Genomic DNA, 21,928 nt, shown 5'->3' with positions numbered 1-21,928 from the left:
CGCGGACGGAGGCCGCGCACGGGGAGCGCCGCCCCGTGCGTCACACCGGTCACTGGGCTAGTAACTGGCCTCCTGCGATGCTCTGGACGCAGAAGCGAACGCGGACGCTCACGTCCCCTCCCGTAACACCCCGCTACTCAACCGCGCGTACGGCCGGATACTCCCGCCGTCAGATGCCGCGCTGCCCGCCGGGCGCGACCGTGGATCTCATGAAACAGCTCAGCCGGCCCGTGCGCCGCGCCGTCCTCGTCGTCCATGTCGCGGTCTCCGTCGGCTGGCTCGGGCTCACGCTCGGCCTGCTCACGCTCAGCATCACCGGGTACACCTCCGGGTCGCTGGAGGCCACCGTGGCCGCCTACCGCGCCATGAAGATCTTCAGCGACTGGCTGATCCTCCCCGTGGCGCTGACGGCACTGGCCAGCGGGTTGGCGCTGTCCTTCGGTACGCCCTGGGGGCTGGCCCGCCACCGCTGGATCGTCGTCAAATTCTGGTTGACGTCGGCGACCGTACTGCTGACGGCCTTCTCCTTGCGCCCGGGTATCGACCGGCTCGCGGCCGATGCCGTGGCCGGCACCCCGGACACCGGGCTGAGCATGGTGTCCGCGCCCTCCGTGGCGACGGCCACGTACCTCTTCGTCACCGCCGTCTCCGTACTCAAGCCCTGGGGCCTCACCCGACGCGGCGGCCGACTGCGCGCTGCACAGTCGGCCGAGGTCCGCGAACGGGCACGCAAGCACCCGAGTGATGTTGTCAGTTGAGGCCCGCCGCCTCGATGGCGGTACGGGCGATGCGGTCGTCCTGCTCCGGTGCACCACCGCCGACGCCGATCGCGCCGATCAGCCGGCCGTCCCGGTGGACCGGCACGCCACCGGCGATGAACAGCAGCGGGCGATCGAGCGCGGTGGGCAGGGTGTGGAAGAGCCCGTCGGGCCGTACGGCGTCGACGAGATCGGCGGTCGGCGCGTCCAGCTGCAGCGCGGTGTACGCCTTGCGTGTGCTGGTCTCGCCCGAGATCAGCACGGCGGTGTCGTCGCGCCGGAAGCCGAGCAGGTGGCCGCCCGCGTCCAGGACGCTGACACTGCCCTGGACACCGAGGTCAGCGGCGGCAGCGCGAGCTGCCTCCATCAGGGCGTCGGCGTCGTGGGTGGTGAGCGGGCGGACGGAGGGGGTGGTGCTCATGAGGGGTGCTCCTGTGTGTGTACGGGTATATACGGGTACATATCGCTATGGGCGCTAATGGGGGTAGGTGTGCGGGTAACGCTGAGGTCCTGCACGGATGGGCGGGCGCGATCACCTGTGTACGGGGCCTCGGACCCAGTCAGAGGGACTCGGCCCCTACCCGCGTACGGCTGCCGCGGCCTCCTCCTCAGTACTGCCGACCGCCGCCCCGCTCCCGGCTCCGGCCGCGGCACCGGCCCCCGAAGCGACGACTCGGTCGCTGCGCTCGTCCGCGCCGCTCCGGTCACCGCGGCCGCCCCGGCGCTCCAGCGCTCCCGCGAGGACCGCGACGCCCAGCGCCAGGACGGTCATCCCCACGCCGACCCAGTTCGGCGCGGTCAGTCCGAGCCCCGCCGCGATGACGATCCCGCCGAGCCAGGAGGCGAGCGCGTTGCCGAAGTTGAAGGCCGCGATGTTGCCGACCGAGGCGAGGGTGGGGGCGGCGGCCGCCTGATCCATGATCCGCTTCTGCAGCGGTGGCACGGTGGCGAATCCGAAGGCACCGATGAGGGCGACGGTGACGGTCGCGGCGGCCTTGTCGTGGGCAGCGAAGCTGAACGCGGCCAGTGAGAGCGCGAGCCCGACCAGCGACACGTACAGCATCGGCATCATGTGGCGGTCGGTGAACCGTCCCGAGACGAGGTTGCCGCCGACCATTCCCAGGCCGAAGACGGCGGTGAGCCAGACGACGGACGACGGTGCGAAGCCGGCGACCTCGGTCATCATCGAGGCGAGGTAGGTGACGGCCGCGAAGACGCCGCCGAAGCCGAGGACCGTCATCAGCATCGCCAGCCCGACCTGCGGGTTGCGGAAGACGGCGATCTCCTGGCCCATCGGGGCGGCTGCCTTCACGGGCTGGGCCGGTACCAGCCTGGCGACACCGAGGAAGCCGAGCACGCCCAGGACAGCGATGGCGACGAAGGTGGCGCGCCAGTTGATCTGCTGGGCGAGCAGGGTTCCGAACGGTACGCCCACGACGTTGGCGACGGTCAGTCCGGCGAACATCATCGAGATGGCGCCGGCCCGCTTGTGCGGCGCCACAAGATCGGCGGCCACCAGGGAGCCGATGCCGAAGAACGCGCCGTGCGCAAAGGACGAAACGATCCGCCCGGCCAGCATGACCGCGAACACCGGCGCCACGGCAGTGAGCAGGTTGCCCACCACGAACAGGCCCATCAGCAGCATCAGCATCTGCTTACGGGTGATGCGGGTGCCGAGAACGGTCGTCAGCGGGGCGCCGACGACGACGCCGAGCGCGTAGAGGGTGGTCGCGTATCCGGCCATGGGGATGGAGACACCGAAGCCCGCGGCCACGTCGGGCAGCAGCCCCATCACCGCGAACTCGGTCATCCCGATCCCGAAGGCGCCGATGGTCAGCGCCAGGAGAGCGAGCGGCATGACGGATCCCTTCGAACGATTGCATGCAGCTTTAACAAGCGTCGACAATAATTGCATACGCTGACTACTTGCAAGCGCGGGATATTTCGCCGGTGTCCTATCCTGGGTCGTACGACCTGTAAGGAGGTCCCTCGATGACGCAGCAGACCCGGCGGGCGCCGCGGCAGGACCCGCGGCGGACGGGACAGGACGAGCAGCACGGCCGCCAGGAACCTGGGGTGGACGAGCGCACGGGCGCGTCACCGAAAACGCCCACCGACCCGGCCGCGATCACGAACACCCCCTCGACCGCGTCCGCGCCACCGGCCGCGGACGCAGCCGCAGGCGTGGCCGCGTCCGGTCGGGGCTGCCCGGCCGGTTCCGGCTCCGCCCCCGCCCTCGCCCAGGGCTGGTGCGCCCTCTCCGCCCTGCACGGCCGTATCGAGTCGCACATCGAGCGCGCGTTGCAGGCTCGGCACGACCTGAGCGTCCGGGAGTTCTCCGTACTGAACGTGCTCAGCGAGCAGCACGACGGCCCGGGCGGCCACCTGCGGATGCACCAGGTCGCGGACTCGGTCGTACTCAGCCAGAGCGCCACCACTCGCCTGGTCACCCGCCTCGAAGAGCGCCACCTGCTCTCCCGGTACCTGTGCCCCGACGACCGGCGCGGCATCTACACCAACGTCACCGACGAAGGGCGTCAACTGCTCGAAGAGGCCCGTCCGACGCACGACGCGGCGCTGCTCGAAGCACTCCAGGACGCCGCAAAACGCCCCGAACTGGCCCCTCTGGTGACCGCGGTCGAAACCCTCGCAACTCCTGCCTGAGCAGGGGTGCGTAGGGTCCCGCTCATGAGCGACATCGAGATCCGCCCAGCGACCGAGGACGACATTCCGGCCATCGTCGCCATGCTGGCCGACGACGCACTGGGCGCCACCCGCGAAAGCCCGGACGACTTGGCCCCGTACCGCGCGGCGTACAAGCTGTTGGCCGCCGATCCCCACCAGCACCTGGTCGTCGCCGTACGCGGCGACCGCCCGGTGGGGACACTCCAACTCACGGTGATACCCGGGCTTTCACGACGCGGCAGCAGCCGTTCGACCATCGAGGCGGTACGCGTCCACGCGGACGAGCGGGGCAGCGGACTGGGCACCCGGCTGATCGAGTGGGCGGTCTCCGAGTCCCGCGCCCTCGGCTGCCGGCTGGTCCAGCTCACCTCCGACGCGACACGCGTCGACGCCCACCGCTTCTACGAACACCTCGGCTTCGAGGCGTCCCACCTGGGCTTCAAGCTCCACCTCTGATCTCGCGCCAGCCTGCGTCGACGCGTTCTCCCCCGACCGCCGCCTCGCGTTCCCGCCGGCTCGGCCCGCCTCGGGGTGCCCGCGTTACCGCCGTCCCGGGCGCCTCGGGGCGTCCGGTACGCCGGGATGCCCTGGGGCGCCCGGACCAGCCGGGTCGCCCGGGGCACCTTGGCCACCCGGCCTTCAGCCGTAACACATTCCGCGCAGCGCCCCCGCGCCGGTCCCGCACCCCCTTCACCCCACATGCCTCTTCTCCCCGCGTCTCCTTAGCCGCCGCTCCCACCCTCGTCACGGGTACGAGCCGTCCGCGACCTGGCCCGATGCGCCTTCTGCCGACAGGCTCCACCACAGAACCGTGCCGGCCGCCCCGTACGCGCGGGCGAAACAGGGGCTGCACACACCTCGCACCGAGTTTCGTTACGGTCCCGCAGTTGGCGAGGGAGTTTCGTCACGCCTCCACCGACCCGCAGCCCGTCGCACATCAACGTCGTCATCCGCCCCTGCGGCGCCCCCGACGAGACCCGTCGCCGCTCCATCGAGAGACACCCGACCAGCAGCGCCAGGACATCGTCGAGGCCGATGTCCTTCCTTACACCGCCCGCCTCTTGGGCCCGTGCGAGCAAGACACCCAGAGCCCCGGCGAAGTCCCGCTCGACCTGCGGGGAGGGCTGGTAACCACCCTCGCCGGCCGCTTCCAGCGCGTCGCACAGCGCTTTGTTGCGGGACGCCAGCCGAACCACAGACGCGAGGAACCGAAAAAAGACAGCAACGGGGTCCGCAGCATCCGCCAAGTCCCGTGCGGTGTCGGTGAAGAGCTGCACCCGGTCGGCGACTGCGGCCCTGAACAGGGCGTCCTTGGACGGGAAATGCCGGTAGACGGTACCGGCACCGACACCGGCGCGCCGCGCGATCTCACCCAGCGGTACGCCCAACCCCTGTTCTTCGAAAGCAGTTCGGGCCGCCTGCAACACCAGCGCCCTGTTGCGACGCGCGTCCGCCCGCGCAGGTGCGGACGTCCCACTCGTCGCCATCCACCCTCCTCAGAACCGTCGACAGCCAGGCCGAGTGTTCTTCACACTCAACCGGGTCTTTCGTTCCGATTCTAAAGGGGCCCGAAATCAAGATCACCAACAGCCGCGCCGTCACGGCGGACGGAGCGATGAGCGCGCAGGGCGACGCGGCGGCCCCGGCCCTGTGACGTGCCGCCGTCGAGGGAGCGGGAGCGCACGGGGCTTCAACATCCAGCCTTATTGCGGCTCCATCACCCCGCCACTGGAGTACGGCCAAATGGAACTGGCTCACCACGGCCGCACCGACCGTCACGGATACGCCATACGCAGCCGACACACGGCCACTCGACGGCACCCAACTCAACGCGTCTGGGCGGCTGTTGGAGAGGAGAGGATCGCTCTCGCCCAGCGCTCCCGTTTCACGTGAAACAGCTACCGCCCGACAAAAAAATGGGGTGTCGTTTCACGTGAAACGACACCCCAGGTACCGCGCGTCAAAGGCGCTGCGCGGTGAGCACTCGGAGCCTCAGCCCGCGATGACCTCATCCCATGCCGCACCCGCCGCAGCGGCCGCCCCGTCACCGTCCACCGTGACGCCGAGTCCCCGCAGGCCCGCCGCCAACGCCGCAAGGGACGCCAGCACCACGCCCCGCTCTGCCGCCTGCCCGTAGTGGTTCACCCGGATCATCTCCTTGGCCAGCGCCCCTGCCGCAGCCTGGACGGGCACCACGACCGTGCCGTCGGCGGCGTCCAACGCGGCGGAGACGATGTCGCGGGCGTCCATGTCCGCGGGGACGCGCAGAGTCGTGGCCGCCGGGGCCGCGTCCTCGTCCCGCAGCACGTACGAGGTCAGGGCACCGAGTGCACGCACGCCCGCCCGTACCGCCGCCGCAGCCGCCCGGTGCCGGGTGATGACAGCGTCCAGGCCCTCCGCGTCGACCCGGTTCACGGCCTGCTCCAGAGCGAGCATCTCCAACTGTGCCGGAGCGTGCGGCAGCGCGGCACGTCCGCCGTCGATCCACCGCTCCTTCCAGTCCAGCAGCGAGAGGTAGGAGCGGCGGGGAGCCTGTTCGTTGGCTGCGATGCGCTCCCAGGCCCGCGGGCTCACCGACACAGCCGAAACGCCGGCCGGCCCTCCCAGTGCCTTCTGCCCGCCGATCACGCACAGGTCGACACCCCACTCGTCGGTGCGCAGCGGTTCGGCTCCCACCGAGGCCACGGCGTCGAGCATGAACAGCGCGCCGTGCTCCCGCACGACGGCACCGATCTCGGCGACCGGGTTGGTGTTACCGGTCGCCGCCTCGGCGTGCACCAGGCTCACGAAGTCGATGGCGGGGTGCTCACGCAGCGCCTCCGCCACCTGCTCCGGGCGCACGGCTCCCGTGAACGGGGCGCTGATCGTGACGACCTCGGCGCCACAGGACCGCAGCCAGCCGCCGAAGGTCTCACCGTACGGCCCGGTCACGATGTTGAGAGCCATGTCGCCGGGGCCCACGGCGGAAAGGATGCACGCCTCCAGCGGCAGCAGCGCCTCGCCCTGCATGGCCACGACGTCGGCCCGGGTACGCATCAGCGCCGCGACCTTGTCCTCGATCCGCGCGAAGTGTCCGGCGGTGAGCGGCGGCAGATCGAGCAGATCCGGGGCGTCGGAGGTCGTGTTCACGGCGGTCGCGTCAGTCACGGTGGCCTTCCATCGGTAGCGGGCCGCGGTGCGGCGGCTCCTGATATGTGGCTCGACTGTACGTCCGGCGCGTTCACCCCTGCCGTACGGGCTCGCGTCCCGCCCCGCCACCGTCAGCGGCCGCGCCAGCCCTTCGCGTCGACTCCACCCGGCACCGGCCCCGCGGGCTCGTACGGGCCCCGGGTGAAGACGAAGGTGCCCACGTCCAGGTGGCTGACCGAGCCGTCCTCGCTACGGACGACGCGCAGCCTCTCACCGGCGAAGTAACCGTCCAGCCCGGTCCAGGTACCGTCCGCCTCCGCACGGAACCGCGAAGCACGGCCTCCAGGGCCCGACAACAGCGAAATCTCCAGCGCCCGTGCAGCCCCCAACCGCAGTACGTACGGGTGCGCCCCCCAGTACCACGGCCCTGTGAGGGCCAGCAGTTCCTCGTCCAACGGCCCGGCCAACGGGCTCCACGGCTCGGGGATACGCGGTTCGCGATCCGCGACGATCCCGGCCAGGTCGGCGGCGACGGCGCTGACGGCCGGCCCCGACGTGCAGTTCGCCAGCACGACACCGGCAACGTCCTCGGCAACGTCGATCCACAGGGACGCCAGAAAGCCGGGCATGGATCCGGTGTGGCCGAACAGCAGGCGTCCGTTCCACCGCACGAGCTGGAAACCGAGCCCGAAGCCGCCGTCCCACGCCGTGCCCTCCGGCGGTACGGACGGAGCCCGCATCTCGGCCAGGGTGGCGGCGCTGAGCACCCGGTCGTCACCGCGAACCAGGAACGCCGCCCAGCGCCCCAGGTCCTCGACCGTGGACCAGAGCTGTCCGGCCGGGCTCATCAGACCGGTGTCCTGGGCGGGCTCCGGCAGCAACACGTCCGCCCAGGGATGCACCGCCCATCCGTCGGCATACGGAACCTGCGGCCGGAGCGTCGTACGGATCATGCCCAGCGGCTCCAACACCTCCCGGCGCAGTACCTCATCCCAGGGCTGCCCACCGCGCAGGTGCTCGACCAGGGAGCCCAGCAGGGCGTATCCCGGGTTGGAGTAGTGGAACCGCCGTCCGGCGGGCAGACGGCGCGGATCTCCCTCGAAGAGGTCTCCGGACTCCTGCCTCAGGGAGCCGGGCGTCCGCTCCCACCAGGGGCCACGAGCCTCGGCCGCCAGTCCTGAGCTGTGCGAGAGGAGCTGGGCGACCGTCACCTCCGGAGCGGCGCTGCCCGGCACATGCTTGCCGAGCGGATCGTCCAGTGTGAGCAACCCTTCGTCGCGCAGCCGCAGCACTAGGACCGCGACGAACGTCTTGGTGATCGAACCGATCCGGTACTGCACCTCCACACCACCGGCTGCGCCGCCGCCACTGCCACTGCCATTGCCACTACGAGACGCGGTCCATGCCACCTTCCCGTCCCGTATCACGGCACCCGTCAGCGACGGTGCACGTCCTTCGGCCTGGCCGACCGCCAGCCGCCGCAACAGCGCCCGCCTCGTCTCCGGCAACAAGGCCCCGAACTGCCCCGCCTCGCTCTCTCCCGTACCGTTCAGCTCCCCCTCCGGACCCAATTCCTCGCGCACATCGGACGGTTCCGCGCTCATGGCACTCCTCGGCAGTTCAACAACCACGGTCCGGACAAGGATGGAGCACCCATCCCATCACCCGCACCGTCAAACCCGTCCGAGCCCTTGGACGTGACGCCGACGTCAACAGCTACGGTCGTCACGCGCCCGGAACAGCACCTGCCGGGCCCGGACGGGGGAGACATGCGGATCGGAGAACTGGCCGAGCGAGCCGGCACCACCACACGCACCCTGCGGTACTACGAAGCGCGCGGGCTGCTCCCCGCCGAGCGCACGGCCAACGGTCACCGCACCTACGACGAAGCAGATCTACGGCTGCTGCGACAGATCCAGATGCTGCAACGCTTCGGCTTCGAGCTGGAAGAGACCCGGCCCTTCGTGGAATGCCTGCGCGCCGGCCACCCAGCAGGCGACGCCTGCCCCGCCTCGCTCCAGGTCTACCGGCGCAAGCTGGCCGAACTGGATGCCTGCATCGCCCAACTCCAGGACGTACGTGAGCAGGTGGGCGGCCAACTGGTCCGTGCCGAGGAGGCCATGGTCGAGCTGGCCGGCTCGACCTCACAGCCCGGCGGACCCCACCCCCCACTGTGCGAGCTCACCCACCCCGACAGCTGACTCCACCCCCACCGATGCGTCGGCCTCCTCGCCCAACAACGCGATGGTCTCCCCGAGGGGCCCGCTGTTCCTCCGCCATGAGCCATCGCGCCGCATGGACCATGTGCAGCACCGACCGAAGCCGGTCACGATCCTGCTCGGAGCCGAGATCGCTCAGGTACGCGGGCAGAATCATCCCCAGCGTCCTGAGGTCCTGCTGCTCACAGAGCCGGGCCGGCAAGCCCGCCAGCGATGCCCCCGTAGCGCCCGCAACACTCACAGAACCCTCAGCCCCCTCAGCCCCCTCAGCCTTCCGGGCTCCCGCCGCTTCAGCCACCCCCCACCCGGCAGCCGTCCCTCGCAGCCCCTCAGCGATGGCGAGGCGGTTCCACATCCCGTAATCCCCACCCGGCGCATCCCCCACCCGCTCCGCGGCGCGCTGAAAGTACTCGTGCGCCACAGCGTTCTCACCCAGCTCCCGGTGAGCACGCGCCATGTTCGCGTAGAGGGACGCGTAGAACCCGCTGACGCGTTTGTCGCTCACCCGGTCCGCCCGGTCCAAGCACTCCTGGTTCCACCGGAGCGTTTCCTCCGGCGTCTCTTGGTGCCGCGCCACGTAATGAGCGGCAATACATGCTTCGTAATCGTCACTCGCGGCCTCCCACGCCTCCAGGAATAGCCGGCGCGCTGCGCCGTCCTCGCCCCGCGCCTCGGCTTCCATGCCTCGCACGCACAGCCGCACCACGTGATTGCCCGCATCCATCGTTCGGCTCCCCCTCAGTCCGTTTCACGTGAAACAAGCGCCTGCACCGGCATGACCAAGGTGGTGAAACTGCCTTGGTCAGCGGAGCGCACAACCACCGGCTCGCCCTCGGAAGCAACCTCCAGCAGCACATCGGGCCCCACACCCGACTCCAGAGCAGGAACGAGCACCGCCGGATCGAAGGCGATACGCAACGGCGGACCCGAACAGGCCGCACTCACCTCGACCGCCGCCCGTCCCCCATCTCCTCCCTCGCCCTCACTCCCGCCCCCGCTGACAAGCACCTCCTGAGCTCCCGCCCGGACGGTGATCACAGCGCCCTTCTCCCGCTCGGCAAAAGCCTCACGGAGCGCCGTCCGGTCCGCGATGATCCGATGTCGGACGGCTCCTGTTCCGTCCAGCACCACCCGATAATCGGGAAACTCCCCCGCATCCCCCACGAAGGCGCGGCTCACCCCGCCCTCCCCGATCAGGCGCCCTTCATCACCGTCGACCTTGATGTCGATGTGCTGCTGTCGCAGTGCCCACGCCGCCGTCTCCGCCAATTCCCCGGCCTCGATCAGTAGCCGGCACGGAGCGCCACCCGTCGTCGCCCGCAGGGTCCGGACCGCCAACCGGTACCGGTCGGTGGCCACCACCCGTACCTCGCCGTCGTCGAGTTCGAGAAGCACACAGCCGAGCACCGGGTGTTTCGCACGCGTATCGGCGTCCGCGACCGCGGGCCCCACCTGCCGTACCGCGCTGGCCAGCTCCGCACCACCGACACCGGCCCATCCCCGCGGCGGCTGCGGAGCCTCCGCCGGGCTCCCTCGCAGCATCTCCTCGATCAACACCCGCGCGGCATCCGCCGTCCGTCGCGTCCGCTCCAGATGCATGTGCAGGGCCGTACGGGCTTCCGCCTCGCCCCCGTCCAGTACGGCCCTGGCATCCAGCAGCGGCAGCCCTGCCTCCCGCAACCTGCGGAGCAGCACAGCACGGCCCTCCTGCTCGGCCCCGTAGAACCGGTAACCGCTCGCCGGGTCGACCTTGAGGGGACGCAGGACGCCACAGTCGTCGTAGAAGCGCAACGCGCTCGGAGCCAGGCCCACCCGCCGGCCGAACGCTCCGATGCCCAGCAGTTCATCGCTCTCGTCCATGACCGCGATTGTGGGACTTCAAGCAACCTGAAGGTCAAAGCCGGTTCGTCGGCGCCGCGCTCCCGTTCACCTGTGCGGGCGTTCGGCCGAGCGTCCGCCAGACCCGGTCGCGCAGCAACTCGTACTCGTCACCGCGGCGCGGTGGCCGACCCACAGGCCGCTGAACGGCCCGGCTGCCGGACACCACCTGACCACGCTTGAACTGCTCGTGCGTGAGGTCGATCTCGATGTCGCTGGAAAGCCGGTTCCACCAGTGGTAACCGTGCTGTTCCCCGTCTAGGTGGACCTCCCCGACCAGGAGCTCACCACCGAAGAAGTCGTGCACGACGAGAGCCGTGATGTCGCAGTGGCCCCAGGCCGGGTTTTCAGTGGTCCAGGGACTACGGGCGAGATCGTCGGCCGAACAGGTGTCAGCAGCCCAGCTCGATCGGACCGCCTGCGTGATGTCAGTGAGCGTCAGAGGAATCATGTGGCGCAGCATCACAGCCACCACTGACAACGCGGGCGTGATGCGAGTTGCACAACGCAGCGGACGCCCGACAGCCCGCGTCAGCCGGCCTGCGTGGCGGGACGAACAGTTCCGTACGCCCGTCACGCGGAGCGGGCGACCTCCCAGGCCGCCTCGATCATCCGGAAGATCTCGTCCACCGCGGCCTCCGGTTCGGCCTCCTCACGGGCGAGCGAATAGGCGTCGATCACGAACCGCGCGATCGTCCGGGCGGCCGTCGTGGTCTGCGGCAGGCCGGGGTCGGCGGCGATGATCGCCGCCAGCGACTCCGCATGGCGCAGCCGCATCGACTCCTCGTACTTCCGCAGGGCGGGCGATGCGTCGATCATGTGCCAGATCGGGGCGGCGGCCTCCGCCGTGCAGTGACGCACCAGGGCCTGGATCTCGCGGCGCAGCGCGGGGATGAGCGGCTCGTGGGGCGCCCGGCCGGTGACCGCCTGGACGAGGCGTTGCTCGAAGTCTTCGTCCTGCTCGAACACCAGGGCCTCTTTCGAGGCGAAGTGGGAGAAGAGCGTGGTGACGGCCACGTCCGCCTCCGCGGCCACGTCACGGATGCCCACCTCGTCGTACCCGCGTTCCAGGAAGAGCCGCAGGGCGGCGTCGGCGATCTTCTGGCGCGTCGCTGCTTTCTTGCGCTCACGGCGTCCGGACGGCTCCGTCATGCCCTGATGCTATCAGGTACGAGACTGTAACTGTTCCGGAACGCTAACTGTTAGTGCTACGGTCCCGGCATGAAGAAAGTGAGCTTCACCGAATTCGGCGGCCCGGACGTCCTGCACCTCATCGACGCCGAGGAGCCCCACGCGGGCCCCGGGCAGATACGTATCGCCGTGCGGGCGGCGGGCGTGAACCCCGTCGACTGGCGGATCCGCGAGGGCCAGTTCCAGAAGGCCAATCCGATCGAGCTGCCCGCGGGGGTCGGGCTGGACGCCTCCGGAGTGGTGGACGAGGTCGGTGAGGGCGTCGAAGGGGTCCAGGCCGGCGACCACGTCTTCGGCGAGGGCACGAGCACCTACGCCGAGTTCGCCGTGCTGTCGGCCTGGGCCCGTATGCCCGAGCACCTGACGTTCGAAGAGGCGGCCGGGTACCCCTCCGTGATGGAGACCGCGCTGCGCATCATCCGCCAGGTCGGGGTGCGGCCCGGGCAGACGCTGCTGGTCAGCGGTGCGTCCGGGGGCGTCGGTTCGGCAGTGCTGCAGATCGCCCGCGACCGCGGCATCACCGTGATCGGCACGGCCGGGGCCGCGAACCAGGACTATCTGCGCAGCCTGGGCGCCACCGCCACCACGTACGGCGAGGGCTGGACCGAGCGGGTGCGGCAGCTCGGCCGCGTCGACGCGGCCCTCGACCTGGCCGGTTCGGGCGTGATCCGCGAACTCGTCGAACTGACCGGGGACCCGCAGAAGGTCATCTCCATCGCCGACCTCGGCGCGCCGGAGTTCGGCGTCCGCTTCTCCGGCGTGGCCGGAAGCGTGCCGGACGCGCTCGCCGAGGCCGCCGCCCTCATCGCGCGGGGCAAGCTCCACATCCCGGTCGAGAAGACGTACACGCTCGCCGAGGCCGCGGCGGCGCACAGCGACAGCCAGGCCGGTCACACCCGCGGGCGCCGGGTCATCGTCGTCTGACCCGCTTCCCGCGCGGCCGGGCGATCCGCTTCCCTCTCAGAAACCCTGCCGGGCCCGCCCGGCAGGTGTACGACACGCAAGGAGTCCCATGCACACTCCTGTAACGATCATCGGCGCCGGCCTCGGCGGCCTGGTGCTGGCCCGCGTCCTGCACGTACACGGCATCCCGGCCGTGGTCTACGAGGCGGAGCCATCGCCGACGGCGCGTTCACAGGGCGGGCTGCTCGACATCCACGCCCACAGCGGCCAACCCGCGCTCGAAGCAGCCGCCTTGACGGACGAGTTTCGCGGCATCGTTCTGGAGGGCCGCCAAGCGACACGGCTCCTCGACCGGAACGGGACCGTCCTCTTCAGCAAGGCCGACGACGGCACCGGCACGAGCCCCGAGGTACAGCGCGGCGACTTGCGGCAGATCCTGCTCGACGCGCTCCCCACCGGCACCGTCATGTGGGGCCACAAGACCGCCGGCGTGCGCGCCCTCGGTGAGGGGCGTCACGAGGTGGCCTTCGCCGACGGCTCCACCGTCACCACGGCCCTCCTGGTCGGCGCGGACGGCGCCTGGTCACGCGTCCGGCCGCTGCTCTCCGACGCCTCCCCCGAATACGTCGGCCGGTCCTTCGTCGAAACCTGTCTGCACGACGCCGACACCCGGCACCCGGCCACCGCGAAAGCGGTCGGCGGCGGGACGCTCGCGGCGGTCGACCCGGACGAGCGCGGGAAATGGCTCGTGGCACACCGGGAGAAGGACGACACCCTGCGCACCTACATCACACTGGCCAAGCCCCAGGACTGGTTCACCACCGTCGACTTCACCGATACCGCAGTGGCCGCCGCACGGATCGCGCAGGAGTACGACGGCTGGGCACCGGAACTCACCGCCCTGATCACCGGCATCGACACCGCACCGGTCCTGCGCCCCCTCCACGCCCTGCCGGTCGGGCACCGCTGGGACCGGATACCGGGAGTGACCTTGCTCGGGGACGCCGCCCACCTCAGCCCCCCTGACGGCGAGGGCGCCAACCTGGCCATGCAGGACGCCGCCGAACTCGGCACGGCCCTGGCCGCGCACCCCGACGCCATCGAGACCGCCCTCACCACATACGAGCAGGCCCTGTTCCCCCGCAGCGCCACGGCCGCCGCGGCCTCCGAGGTCACTCACAACCCCACACCCCAGGAGTTCATCAGCTTCTTCACCAGGTAGGCAGGGGAAAAGCACAGGGGTGCCACCCGAACGGGTGACACCCCTCATCTGCGGTTCTCCGCCCGCAGGCCGCTACACCGCTCGTCAGGTCTGCGCCATGTCCACAAAACGGGAGTAGTGCCCCTGGAAAGCCACGGTGATGGTCGCCGTCGGGCCGTTACGGTGCTTGGCCACGATCAGGTCGGCCTCGCCGGCGCGGGGCGACTCCTTCTCGTAGGCGTCCTCGCGGTGCAGCAGGATGACCATGTCCGCGTCCTGCTCGATGGAGCCGGACTCACGCAGGTCGGAGACCATCGGTTTCTTGTCCGTACGCTGCTCGGGGCCACGGTTCAGCTGCGAGAGCGCGATGACCGGCAGTTCCAGCTCCTTGGCCAGCAGTTTGAGGTTACGGGACATGTCCGAGACCTCCTGCTGACGGCTCTCGGCGCGCTTGGATCCGCCGGACTGCATCAGCTGGAGGTAGTCGATGACCACCAGCTTCAGCTCGTTGCGCTGCTTGAGGCGGCGGCACTTCGCGCGGATCTCCATCATCGACAGGTTCGGCGAGTCGTCGATGTAGAGCGGCGCAGCCGACACGTCCGGCATCCGCCGGGCCAGGCGGGTCCAGTCCTCGTCCGTCATCGAGCCGGACCGCATGTGGTGCAGGGCCACCCGCGCCTCGGCGGACAGCAGACGCATCGCGATCTCGTTGCGGCCCATTTCGAGCGAGAAGATCACGCTCGGCAGGTTGCTCTTGATGGAGCACGCCCGGGCGAAGTCCAGCGCGAGGGTGGACTTACCCATCGCGGGGCGGGCCGCGATGACGATCATCTGGCCGGGGTGCAGGCCGTTGGTGAGGGAGTCCAGGTCGGTGAAGCCGGTGGGTACGCCGGTCATCTGGCCCTGGCGGGAGCCGATCGCCTCGATCTCGTCGAGGGCGCCCTCCATGATGTCGCCGAGCGGCAGGTAGTCCTCGCTGGTGCGCTGCTCGGTGACGGCGTAGATCTCCGCCTGGGCACTGTTGACGATCTCGTCGACGTCGCCGTCGGCCGCGTATCCCATCTGGGTGATGCGGGTGCCGGCCTCGACGAGCCGCCGCAGGACCGCCCGTTCATGGACGATCTCGGCGTAGTACTCGGCGTTGGCCGCCGTCGGCACGGACTGGACCAGGGTGTGCAGATACGACGCGCCGCCCACCCGGGCGATCTCGCCACGCTTGGTCAGCTCGGCCGCGATGGTGATCGGGTCGGCCGGCTCGCCCTTGGCGTACAGGTCGAGGATCGCCTGGTAGATCAGCTCGTGGGCCGGCCGGTAGAAGTCGTGGCCCTTGAGCACCTCGACGACGTCCGCGATGGCGTCCTTGGACAGCAGCATGCCGCCGAGCACGGACTGCTCGGCGTCCAGGTCCTGGGGCGGTACGCGCTCGAAGCCGCCGGAGGACCAGCCACCCTCCTCGTCGCCACCGCGGTCGCGGCGGTCGTCGCGGCCCCGGCCCTTGCCCTCGCCTCGACGGGAGCGCGCGGCGGGCAGCCGGTCACTGGGGCCGGCGTCAGCCCAGGGGTCTTCCACGGGCTCGGGCATGCTCACCCCGGCACCTCCTCCCGTCCGCGGCGCGGACCTTGCTGTGCCCCTCTTTCTTACGGCACAGCACTGACAAATCGAGACGCCCGGCTCCGGTTACGGCGCGTCGAGTTCGGATGGGTTCTCAGGCCGGATCAGGGGCCAGGCGCCGGACTACGGTAGGCCCGCCGGGACCGTCCGCCAATCTGGTTATCCACAGGCCATGTGGACGATGGCCCCGTTCCTGTGGAGAAGTCCGCCGATCCTGTGCACGGCACGGGGGACACCGCTGTGGACAAACACACAATCAGTCGACCCCTGGCCACCTGACCTGCGACTTTGTCGTCCATAGGCTGTGCAGGAGAAAAACTTCGGCAACCTGTTCATGATCGGGCCGAACGGCGTGGAGGAGAACGCTCCACGCGCTGCGAAGTAATGATTGCTCAGCAGTTGTGCCACTTACCTGTGGAAGATTAGATTGGCGGCATGACACAGGCTCCCGCGACGCCGCGGCGTACCGACCGCCGCCACGACCGCGAGATCATCTCGCTCGCCCTGCCCGCCTTCGGAGCGCTCGTCGCGGAACCGCTCTTCGTCATGGTCGACAGCGCCGTCATCGGTCACCTCGGCACCCGGCAGCTCGCCGGGCTCGGCGTCGCCGCCCCGCTGCTGACGACCGCGGTCTCGGTCTTCGTCTTCCTCGCGTACGCCACCACCGCCGCCGTCGCCCGGCGGGTCGGCGCCGGTGACCGCTCGGCCGCCATCCGGCAGGGTATGGACGGTATCTGGCTCGCCCTGCTGCTGGGCGCCGCCGTACTGGCCGCCGTCCTGCCCACCGCACCCTGGCTCGTCGACATCTTCGGTGCCTCGGCCACCGCTGCCCCGTACGCCATCACGTACCTGCGCATCAGCGCCCTCGGCATCCCGGCGATGCTCGTGGTGCTGGCGGCCACCGGCGTACTGCGCGGCCTCCAGGACACCCGGACACCGTTGTACGTCGCCATCGGCGGCTTCTCCGTCAACGCGGCCCTGAACATCGGACTGGTCTACGGCGCCGGACTCGGCATCGCCGGATCCGCCTGGGGGACGGTCATCGCCCAGTGCGGTATGGCCGCCGTCTACCTGGTCGTCGTGGTGCGGGGCGCCCGTCGGCACGGCGCCTCCCTCCGGCCGGACGCGGCCGGGATCCGCGCCTGCGCCCAGGCCGGGGTGCCGCTGCTCGTTCGTACGCTCTCGCTGCGCGCCGTCCTCATGATCGCGACCGCCGTGGCCGCCCGCCTCGGGGACGCCGAGGTGGCCGCCCACCAGATCGTCATCACCCTGTGGTCCCTGCTGGCCTTCGCCCTGGACGCCATCGCCATCGCCGGCCAAGCGATCATCGGCCGCTACCTGGGAGCCGACGACGTGACGGGCGCCAAGGCCGCCTGCCGCCGCATGGTGCAGTGGGGCCTCGCCTCCGGCGTGGTGCTCGGGCTGCTCGTCGTCCTCTCGCGGCCGCTGTTCATGCCACTGTTCACCGACGACCAGGCCGTGAAGGACGCGCTGCTGCCCGCGCTCCTGGTCGTCGCCCTCACCCAACCGGTCGCCGGCATCGTCTTCGTTCTCGACGGCGTGCTGATGGGCGCCGGTGACGGTCCCTACCTGGCCTGGGCGATGCTGGTGACGCTGGCCCTCTTCGCGCCGGCCGCACTGCTGGTGCCGGTCATCGGTGGCGGCCTGACCGCGCTGTGGTGGGCCATGACCCTGATGATGACCGTGCGGATGCTGACATTGTGGGCACGCACCCGGTCGGGCCGCTGGATTGTGACCGGAGCCTCGCGTTGAAGCCACCCGAAACAATGGCCCCGTGCTGATAATGACCCTGTGCGCCCGCTTGCCAGGAAGATCGTCCTGCCCCTGACGCTGACTGTCGTCGGGGCAGGCGCCATAGTGGGCTACGCCTCCCAGGAAGCCGACACCAGCAGCCGTGGCAACGGCACGCTCAGAAGCGGTCACGGGAAGTCGGGAGAGGCCCGCCAGGACCCCCAGGACCAGGACCCTGCCGCCACCGCGCCCGCCGACGACGGCAGCGCGTACACCCCGCGCAGTACCGAGCAGAACGCCCGCGTGGGGGCCCTCTTCGAGAAGGACGACTCCGGCGACCACTTCTGCACCGCCAGCGTCGTGCAGAGTCCCGGCCGAAACATGCTGATCACCGCGGCGCACTGCGCTTTCGACGTCGAGACCGGCGAACCCGTCAACGACCTCGTCTTCGCACCCGACTACCGCGACGGCAAGGAGCCGACCGGCCTGTGGAAGGTCGAGAAGGTCGTCGTCGACGAACGCTGGGCCAAGTCCCAGGACGAGGACATGGACGTCGCCTTCCTCGTCCTCGGCAGCAAGGACGGCAAGCAGATCCAAGACGTGCTGGGCGGCAACACCCTCGGCATCGACCCCGGCTTCGACAATGACGTCAAGATCACCGGCTACCCCACCAGCAGTGAGACACCGATCTCCTGCCACAACCGCGCCACGAAGTTCAGCGACACACAGATGCGCGTCCGGTGCACCGACTTCGCGGGCGGCACGAGCGGCAGCCCCTGGCTCGCCGACTACGACCCGAAGAGCCACACCGGCACGGTGATCGGCGTCCTGGGCGGGCACCAAGGCGGCGGCGACGAGGACGACATCTCCTACGCCGCGTACTTCGGTGACGCTGTCGCCGATCTGTACGAGCGGGCCCAGGAAGAGGACGAAGGCTGAGAGCCGGCGACTCTCAGCAGCCCCGTGCGCATGCGTGAGGGCCGCACCCCGTTACCGGAGTGCGGCCCTCACGCGTGCTGCGGTGTCGCTGCTATCAGGCGGCGACGACCTCGACGCCCAGCTTCGCGACGACGTCGCTGTGCAGGCGTACGGACACCTGGTGCGCGCCCAGGGTCTTGATCGGCGAGCCGAGCTCGACGCGGCGCTTGTCCACGTCGGGGCCGCCCGCAGCCTTGATCGCCGAGGCGACGTCGGCCGGGGTGACGGAGCCGAACAGGCGGCCGGCGTCGCCGGCACGCACGGCCAGCTTCACCTTGACGCCCTCGAGCTGGCCCTTGATCTCGTTGGCCTGCTCGACCGAGGCGATCTCGCGGATCTTGCGACCGCGGCGGATCTGCTCGACGTCCTTCTCGCCACCCTTGGTCCAGCGGATCGCGAAACCGCGCGGGACCAGGTAGTTACGGGCGTAACCGTCGCGGACGTCGACGACGTCGCCGGCGGTGCCGAGGCCGGAGACCTCGTGGGTGAGGATGATCTTCATGTGTCGGTCACCCTTCCCTTATCGCGCAGTGGAGGTGTAGGGCAGCAGCGCCATCTCACGGCTGTTCTTCACGGCCGTGGCGACGTCACGCTGGTGCTGGGTGCAGTTGCCGGTCACCCGGCGGGCACGGATCTTGCCGCGGTCGGAGATGAACTTCCGCAGCAGGTTCGTGTCCTTGTAGTCGACGTAGGAGATCTTCTCCTTGCAGAACACGCAAACCTTCTTCTTAGGCTTGCGAGCAGGCGGCTTCGCCATTGTCTCTCTCCAGTGAGTTCAAGAAGTTTGTGCTGACGCCCTCAGGCCCCCGGCCGTCTCGCGCTGTTTCACGTGAAACAGCGCGTGTACGTGCCGGATGTCGGACCTAGAAGGGCGGCTCGTCCGAGTAGCCGCCGCCGGAGCCGCCGCCCCAGCCACCGCCGCCACCCTGCTGGCCGCCGCCGGCAGGAGCACCGGTCGCCCACGGGTCGTCGGCGGGAGCACCGCCGCCGCCCTGCTGGCCACCGCCGGGGCCGCCGCCCCAGCCGCCGCCACCCTGGCCACCGCCCTGCGGACCGCCGCCGAAGCCGCCGCCCTGGCCACCGCGGCCCGAGGTCTTGGTGACCTTGGCCGTGGCATTGCGCAAGCTGGCGCCGACCTCGTCGACGTCGAGCTCGTAGACCGTGCGCTTGACGCCCTCGCGGTCCTCGTACGACCGCTGCTTCAGGCGGCCCTGCACGATCACGCGGGTGCCCCGCGTAAGGGACTCGGCGACGTTCTCCGCCGCCTGACGCCACACCGAGCAGGTCAGGAACAGGCTCTCGCCGTCCTTCCACTCATTGGTCTGACGGTCGAAGGTGCGGGGGGTGGACGCGACGCGGAACTTCGCGACCGCCGCACCGGACGGGGTGAAGCGCAGCTCGGGGTCGTCGACAAGATTGCCGACGACCGTGATGACGGTCTCGCCTGCCATTAGGGGAACCTCTCGGCGGGTGTGCTGCTGGCTGCTGGTGTTGCTACTCGAACCCGGTTACCGCTGACGCTGATGCGTCAGTGGGTCTCGGGACGGAGGACCTTGGTCCGGAGGACCGACTCGTTCAGGTTCATCTGACGGTCGAGTTCCTTGACGACCGCAGGCTCGGCCTGCAGGTCGATGACCGAGTAGATGCCCTCGGGCTTCTTGTTGATCTCGTACGAGAGACGACGACGGCCCCAGGTGTCGACCTTCTCGACCTTTCCGTTGCCCTCACGGACGACGGAGAGGAAGTTCTCGATCAGCGGGGAGACAGCGCGCTCCTCGAGATCGGGGTCGAGGATGACCATCACCTCGTAGTGACGCATGTAGAACCCACCTCCTTTGGACTCAGCGGCCACGGTCGTTCCGTGGCAGGAGGGTCATGATGCGTTCCGCACCCGGCCCGGCCAGGAGACCTGGGCAGACGTGGGCGCAGACTGTACAGAGTACCCGCCCGCGGGCTTCCGGTTGAAATCCGGCCGCTGATCCCCCCAATCTGGAACACAACGGGTGTGAGCGGCGTTACAGTTCGCCGCCCTGTCTTCGGAGGTGCCGCATGGCACAGGCAGTCCGGCCGCAGCACGGCCTCCTCTCTTTTCTGAACAGCGACGGCAAGGCCCATCCCGTCGAGAACACCCTCGTCGCCGTGACGCTGGTGTTCGGCGCGATCGCCTTCGCCACCGCCCACTTCCACCACCTTCACCTGCTGAGTTCCTGGACGGGGCTGATCGGCATCGGTACCGGCGCGTGGGGTCAGTTCATCTCCGCCACCACCGGCGAGCGCTTCCTGCTGATCATCGGCCTCGGCGCCGCGGCGGTCGGCTTCTTCCTCGGCATGGCGCACGGAGGCCTCTTCGGCGGGCTGCTCGGCTAGCCGGGCGGCGGGGCTCCACCCCCCTACGCCCAAACGGGGCGCTCCCTAGTCACAGTAGGCTTCGGCGCGAGAGCCGGAGCCCCGACCCTGGGGACAAACCTGCCGAGGAGCGCCCCGCATGAGCCTGACCCTGAGGACCATCAGCCGAGAGCAGCATCTGGCGTACATCCAGAGCCTGCCTTCGGCGAGCCACATGCAGGTGCCGGCCTGGGCCGATGTGAAGTCCGAATGGCGCTCGGAGAACCTGGGCTGGTTCGACAAGACCGGTCAGCTGGTCGGCGCGGGCCTGGTGCTCTACCGCCAGCTGCCCAAGATCAAGCGGTACCTCGCGTACCTGCCCGAGGGGCCGGTCATCAACTGGTTCGCGCCGAACCTGGAGGACTGGCTCAAGCCGATGCTGGCGCACCTGAAGCAGCAGGGCGCCTTCTCGGTGAAGATGGGCCCGCCGGTGATCATCCGGCGCTGGGACTCCGGCGCGATCAAGTCCGGGATCCAGGACCCGGACGTCAAGCGCCTGCGTGACGTCGAGCCCACCCACATCGAGCCGCGTGCCTTCGAGGTGTCCGACAAGCTGCGCCGGATGGGCTGGCAGCAGGGTGAGGACGGCGGAGCCGGCTTCGGTGACGTCCAGCCCCGGTACGTCTTCCAGGTGCCGCTGGAGAACCGTTCGCTGGAGGATGTCCACAAGGGCTTCAACCAGCTGTGGCGCCGCAACATCAAGAAGGCCGAGAAGGCCGGCGTCGAGGTCGTCCAGGGCCGCTACGAGGATCTCGCCGAGTGGCAGCGCCTGTACGAGATCACCGCGGTGCGCGACCACTTCCGGCCGCGGCCGCTCGGCTACTTCCAGCGGATGTGGGCAGCCCTCAACACCGAGGACCCCAACCGCATGCGGCTGTACTTCGCCCGGCACAACGGCGTGAACCTCTCCGCCGCGACGATGCTGGTCGTCGGCGGCCACGTCTGGTACTCCTACGGTGCCTCGGACAACATCGGCCGTGAGGTCCGGCCGTCCAACGCCATGCAGTGGCGGATGCTGCGCGACGCCTACGCGCTCGGCGCCACCGTCTACGACCTGCGCGGCATCAGCGACTCGCTCGACGAGAACGACCCCCTTTTCGGCCTCATCCAGTTCAAGGTGGGCACGGGTGGGCAGGCAGCCGAGTACCTGGGCGAGTGGGACTTCCCGCTCAACAAGCTCCTGCACAAGGCGCTCGACATCTACATGTCGCGTCGCTGACCGTCACACTCCCTGTTCG

At 69.7% G+C, this 21,928-nt stretch carries 23 protein-coding genes; 10 read left to right on the top strand and 13 right to left on the bottom strand.

Going from position 1 to position 21,928, the window contains the following annotated elements:
* Nucleotides 1-209 precede the first annotated feature (209 nt).
* Nucleotides 210-758 carry a DUF2269 domain-containing protein gene (locus tag ACZ4QV_RS19205; protein WP_361153022.1) on the top strand — a complete coding sequence of 183 codons (549 nt, stop codon included), beginning with the start codon at nt 210-212 and terminating at the stop codon, nt 756-758.
* Here ACZ4QV_RS19205 and ACZ4QV_RS19200 read toward each other — a convergent pair.
* Together ACZ4QV_RS19200 and ACZ4QV_RS19195 are read right to left on the bottom strand one after the other, a co-directional pair.
* Nucleotides 751-1,179: a GlcG/HbpS family heme-binding protein gene (locus ACZ4QV_RS19200; protein WP_361153025.1), complete on the bottom strand. Its 429-nt coding sequence runs from the start codon at nt 1,177-1,179 to the stop codon at nt 751-753. The genes ACZ4QV_RS19205 and ACZ4QV_RS19200 overlap by 8 nt on opposite strands.
* A 156-nt stretch (nt 1,180-1,335) precedes the next feature.
* On the bottom strand, nt 1,336-2,616 hold the full coding sequence (locus tag ACZ4QV_RS19195; RefSeq protein ID WP_361580776.1) for an MFS transporter: 1,281 nt from the start codon (nt 2,614-2,616) through the stop codon (nt 1,336-1,338).
* Nucleotides 2,617-2,942: 326 nt separating this feature from the next.
* Between ACZ4QV_RS19195 and ACZ4QV_RS19190 the strand changes: the two genes are divergently transcribed.
* The gene (locus tag ACZ4QV_RS19190; protein WP_361581282.1) at nt 2,943-3,422 is read left to right on the top strand and encodes a MarR family winged helix-turn-helix transcriptional regulator; all 480 of its coding nucleotides are present in this window, start codon (nt 2,943-2,945) and stop codon (nt 3,420-3,422) included.
* Between the two features lie 24 nt (nt 3,423-3,446).
* On the top strand, nt 3,447-3,899 hold the full coding sequence (locus ACZ4QV_RS19185; RefSeq protein WP_361153031.1) for a GNAT family N-acetyltransferase: 453 nt from the start codon (nt 3,447-3,449) through the stop codon (nt 3,897-3,899).
* A gap of 266 nt (nt 3,900-4,165) precedes the next feature.
* On the opposite strand, the gene ACZ4QV_RS19180 is transcribed toward ACZ4QV_RS19185, so the two are convergent.
* The 3 genes from ACZ4QV_RS19180 to ACZ4QV_RS19170 all read right to left on the bottom strand — a co-directional run bounded on the left by ACZ4QV_RS19180 (nt 4,166) and on the right by ACZ4QV_RS19170 (nt 8,176).
* Nucleotides 4,166-4,930: a TetR/AcrR family transcriptional regulator gene (locus tag ACZ4QV_RS19180; RefSeq protein WP_361580780.1), complete on the bottom strand. Its 765-nt coding sequence runs from the start codon at nt 4,928-4,930 to the stop codon at nt 4,166-4,168.
* A 505-nt stretch (nt 4,931-5,435) separates the two neighbouring features.
* Nucleotides 5,436-6,590, bottom strand: a complete 1,155-nt coding sequence (locus ACZ4QV_RS19175) for a pyridoxal-phosphate-dependent aminotransferase family protein (RefSeq protein WP_361580783.1) — start codon at nt 6,588-6,590, stop codon at nt 5,436-5,438.
* Nucleotides 6,591-6,703: 113 nt separating this feature from the next.
* Nucleotides 6,704-8,176: a serine hydrolase domain-containing protein gene (locus ACZ4QV_RS19170; RefSeq protein ID WP_361580786.1), complete on the bottom strand. Its 1,473-nt coding sequence runs from the start codon at nt 8,174-8,176 to the stop codon at nt 6,704-6,706.
* 165 nt (nt 8,177-8,341) lie between these two features.
* Here ACZ4QV_RS19170 and ACZ4QV_RS19165 point away from each other — a divergent pair, with 165 nt between their 5' ends.
* Nucleotides 8,342-8,773 (top strand): MerR family transcriptional regulator, encoded by a 432-nt coding sequence (locus ACZ4QV_RS19165; protein ID WP_361153041.1) that lies wholly within the window; start codon nt 8,342-8,344, stop codon nt 8,771-8,773.
* 756 nt (nt 8,774-9,529) lie between these two features.
* Here ACZ4QV_RS19165 and ACZ4QV_RS19160 read toward each other — a convergent pair.
* The 3 genes from ACZ4QV_RS19160 to ACZ4QV_RS19150 form a co-directional block, all read right to left on the bottom strand.
* Nucleotides 9,530-10,651, bottom strand: a complete 1,122-nt coding sequence (locus tag ACZ4QV_RS19160; protein WP_361580790.1) for a DNA polymerase III subunit beta family protein — start codon at nt 10,649-10,651, stop codon at nt 9,530-9,532.
* 34 nt (nt 10,652-10,685) lie between these two features.
* On the bottom strand, nt 10,686-11,132 hold the full coding sequence (locus ACZ4QV_RS19155) for a YunG family protein (RefSeq protein ID WP_361580793.1): 447 nt from the start codon (nt 11,130-11,132) through the stop codon (nt 10,686-10,688).
* Between the two features lie 110 nt (nt 11,133-11,242).
* Nucleotides 11,243-11,821, bottom strand: a complete 579-nt coding sequence (locus ACZ4QV_RS19150) for a TetR/AcrR family transcriptional regulator (protein WP_361153048.1) — start codon at nt 11,819-11,821, stop codon at nt 11,243-11,245.
* A gap of 69 nt (nt 11,822-11,890) precedes the next feature.
* On the opposite strand from ACZ4QV_RS19150, the gene ACZ4QV_RS19145 reads away from it, so the two are divergent.
* Both ACZ4QV_RS19145 and ACZ4QV_RS19140 read left to right on the top strand, forming a co-directional pair.
* Nucleotides 11,891-12,784 carry an NADP-dependent oxidoreductase gene (locus tag ACZ4QV_RS19145; protein WP_361580796.1) on the top strand — a complete coding sequence of 298 codons (894 nt, stop codon included), beginning with the start codon at nt 11,891-11,893 and terminating at the stop codon, nt 12,782-12,784.
* A gap of 88 nt (nt 12,785-12,872) precedes the next feature.
* Complete coding sequence (locus ACZ4QV_RS19140) at nt 12,873-13,985, top strand: FAD-dependent oxidoreductase (RefSeq protein WP_467763143.1); 1,113 nt, start codon at nt 12,873-12,875, stop codon at nt 13,983-13,985.
* Nucleotides 13,986-14,069: 84 nt separating this feature from the next.
* Here ACZ4QV_RS19140 and dnaB read toward each other — a convergent pair whose 3' ends face one another.
* A complete protein-coding gene (gene dnaB, locus ACZ4QV_RS19135; protein WP_031007727.1) occupies nt 14,070-15,545 on the bottom strand; it encodes a replicative DNA helicase in 1,476 nt (491 codons plus the stop codon).
* Between the two features lie 465 nt (nt 15,546-16,010).
* Between dnaB and ACZ4QV_RS19130 the strand changes: the two genes are divergently transcribed.
* The gene (locus ACZ4QV_RS19130) at nt 16,011-17,348 is read left to right on the top strand and encodes an MATE family efflux transporter (RefSeq protein ID WP_361153058.1); all 1,338 of its coding nucleotides are present in this window, start codon (nt 16,011-16,013) and stop codon (nt 17,346-17,348) included.
* Nucleotides 17,349-17,387: 39 nt separating this feature from the next.
* Nucleotides 17,388-18,266 (top strand): trypsin-like serine peptidase, encoded by an 879-nt coding sequence (locus ACZ4QV_RS19125; protein WP_361153061.1) that lies wholly within the window; start codon nt 17,388-17,390, stop codon nt 18,264-18,266.
* A gap of 94 nt (nt 18,267-18,360) precedes the next feature.
* On the opposite strand, the gene rplI is transcribed toward ACZ4QV_RS19125, so the two are convergent.
* From rplI to rpsF, 4 genes are all read right to left on the bottom strand, one after another.
* Complete coding sequence (rplI, locus tag ACZ4QV_RS19120; RefSeq protein WP_030017088.1) at nt 18,361-18,807, bottom strand: 50S ribosomal protein L9; 447 nt, start codon at nt 18,805-18,807, stop codon at nt 18,361-18,363.
* 18 nt (nt 18,808-18,825) lie between these two features.
* Complete coding sequence (gene rpsR / locus ACZ4QV_RS19115; protein WP_003978893.1) at nt 18,826-19,062, bottom strand: 30S ribosomal protein S18; 237 nt, start codon at nt 19,060-19,062, stop codon at nt 18,826-18,828.
* Nucleotides 19,063-19,168: 106 nt separating this feature from the next.
* On the bottom strand, nt 19,169-19,756 hold the full coding sequence (locus ACZ4QV_RS19110) for a single-stranded DNA-binding protein (RefSeq protein ID WP_361153065.1): 588 nt from the start codon (nt 19,754-19,756) through the stop codon (nt 19,169-19,171).
* Between the two features lie 77 nt (nt 19,757-19,833).
* Nucleotides 19,834-20,124 (bottom strand): 30S ribosomal protein S6, encoded by a 291-nt coding sequence (gene rpsF, locus ACZ4QV_RS19105; RefSeq protein WP_003978891.1) that lies wholly within the window; start codon nt 20,122-20,124, stop codon nt 19,834-19,836.
* A 230-nt stretch (nt 20,125-20,354) separates the two neighbouring features.
* Here rpsF and ACZ4QV_RS19100 point away from each other — a divergent pair, with 230 nt between their 5' ends.
* Nucleotides 20,355-20,672, top strand: a complete 318-nt coding sequence (locus tag ACZ4QV_RS19100; RefSeq protein ID WP_467763142.1) for a hypothetical protein — start codon at nt 20,355-20,357, stop codon at nt 20,670-20,672.
* 118 nt (nt 20,673-20,790) lie between these two features.
* On the top strand, nt 20,791-21,909 hold the full coding sequence (locus ACZ4QV_RS19095; RefSeq protein WP_361580810.1) for a lipid II:glycine glycyltransferase FemX: 1,119 nt from the start codon (nt 20,791-20,793) through the stop codon (nt 21,907-21,909).
* The last annotated feature ends 19 nt before the right edge of the window (nt 21,910-21,928 follow it).

Source organism: Streptomyces sp. NPDC026394, assembly GCF_055567735.1.
This window is presented reverse-complemented; position numbering and strand designations above follow the sequence as displayed.

Bases quoted from the DNA above. Each gene is read 5' to 3' on its own strand.
- ACZ4QV_RS19155 (WP_361580793.1), bottom strand. From the start codon at position 11,132: ATGCTGCGCCACATGATTCCTCTGACGCTCACTGACATCACGCAGGCG.
- ACZ4QV_RS19110 (WP_361153065.1), bottom strand. From the start codon at position 19,756: ATGGCAGGCGAGACCGTCATCACGGTCGTCGGCAATCTTGTCGACGAC.
- rplI (WP_030017088.1), bottom strand. From the start codon at position 18,807: ATGAAGATCATCCTCACCCACGAGGTCTCCGGCCTCGGCACCGCCGGC.
- rpsR (WP_003978893.1), bottom strand. From the start codon at position 19,062: ATGGCGAAGCCGCCTGCTCGCAAGCCTAAGAAGAAGGTTTGCGTGTTC.
- ACZ4QV_RS19150 (WP_361153048.1), bottom strand. From the start codon at position 11,821: ATGACGGAGCCGTCCGGACGCCGTGAGCGCAAGAAAGCAGCGACGCGC.
- ACZ4QV_RS19145 (WP_361580796.1), top strand. From the start codon at position 11,891: ATGAAGAAAGTGAGCTTCACCGAATTCGGCGGCCCGGACGTCCTGCAC.
- ACZ4QV_RS19205 (WP_361153022.1), top strand. From the start codon at position 210: ATGAAACAGCTCAGCCGGCCCGTGCGCCGCGCCGTCCTCGTCGTCCAT.
- ACZ4QV_RS19165 (WP_361153041.1), top strand. From the start codon at position 8,342: ATGCGGATCGGAGAACTGGCCGAGCGAGCCGGCACCACCACACGCACC.
- ACZ4QV_RS19100 (WP_467763142.1), top strand. From the start codon at position 20,355: ATGGCACAGGCAGTCCGGCCGCAGCACGGCCTCCTCTCTTTTCTGAAC.
- ACZ4QV_RS19200 (WP_361153025.1), bottom strand. From the start codon at position 1,179: ATGAGCACCACCCCCTCCGTCCGCCCGCTCACCACCCACGACGCCGAC.
- ACZ4QV_RS19095 (WP_361580810.1), top strand. From the start codon at position 20,791: ATGAGCCTGACCCTGAGGACCATCAGCCGAGAGCAGCATCTGGCGTAC.
- ACZ4QV_RS19185 (WP_361153031.1), top strand. From the start codon at position 3,447: ATGAGCGACATCGAGATCCGCCCAGCGACCGAGGACGACATTCCGGCC.
- dnaB (WP_031007727.1), bottom strand. From the start codon at position 15,545: ATGCCCGAGCCCGTGGAAGACCCCTGGGCTGACGCCGGCCCCAGTGAC.
- ACZ4QV_RS19140 (WP_467763143.1), top strand. From the start codon at position 12,873: ATGCACACTCCTGTAACGATCATCGGCGCCGGCCTCGGCGGCCTGGTG.
- ACZ4QV_RS19170 (WP_361580786.1), bottom strand. From the start codon at position 8,176: ATGAGCGCGGAACCGTCCGATGTGCGCGAGGAATTGGGTCCGGAGGGG.
- ACZ4QV_RS19180 (WP_361580780.1), bottom strand. From the start codon at position 4,930: ATGGCGACGAGTGGGACGTCCGCACCTGCGCGGGCGGACGCGCGTCGC.
- ACZ4QV_RS19160 (WP_361580790.1), bottom strand. From the start codon at position 10,651: ATGGACGAGAGCGATGAACTGCTGGGCATCGGAGCGTTCGGCCGGCGG.
- ACZ4QV_RS19130 (WP_361153058.1), top strand. From the start codon at position 16,011: ATGACACAGGCTCCCGCGACGCCGCGGCGTACCGACCGCCGCCACGAC.
- ACZ4QV_RS19195 (WP_361580776.1), bottom strand. From the start codon at position 2,616: ATGCCGCTCGCTCTCCTGGCGCTGACCATCGGCGCCTTCGGGATCGGG.
- rpsF (WP_003978891.1), bottom strand. From the start codon at position 20,124: ATGCGTCACTACGAGGTGATGGTCATCCTCGACCCCGATCTCGAGGAG.